Source organism: Hyphobacterium sp. SN044 (assembly GCF_021864465.1).
Lineage (GTDB): Bacteria > Pseudomonadota > Alphaproteobacteria > Caulobacterales > Maricaulaceae > Hyphobacterium.
The window spans coordinates 1-280 of the sequence record NZ_JAKKUV010000066.1 but is presented as its reverse complement, the minus strand read 5'-3'; the positions used below and the strand labels follow the sequence as shown (position 1 = coordinate 280).

1 protein-coding gene is annotated in these 280 nt (G+C 61.4%); it reads left to right on the top strand.

The window, feature by feature from the left end; genetic code table 11:
* Window positions 1-35: 35 nt before the first annotated feature.
* Window positions 36-280: FHA domain-containing protein (locus tag L5876_RS14675; RefSeq protein WP_236957104.1), on the top strand; the 245-nt coding region annotated here is incomplete at its 3' end.

Genomic DNA, 280 nt, shown 5'->3' with positions numbered 1-280 from the left:
GATAAAATCTATGTTCCGCGCCGGAACCCGATCTGGTGATCCAATTTAAGATCTTGTCCGGGAAAAAGGCGGGCACCGCATGGAAAGCCCGCCGTTTTCCTGTACGGATCGGCCGCTCGCCGGGCGCGGACCTGGTGCTGCAGGAGGAAGGCGTGTTCGAGGAACATGCAGTAGTCCAGTTCGCGGCTGGCGCCGGCTTTACCTGGCAAACGCGGCCCGAAGCCCTCGCCAGCATCAACGGGGAACCTGCTCGCGAGGCTATCCTGCACAATGGGGACAC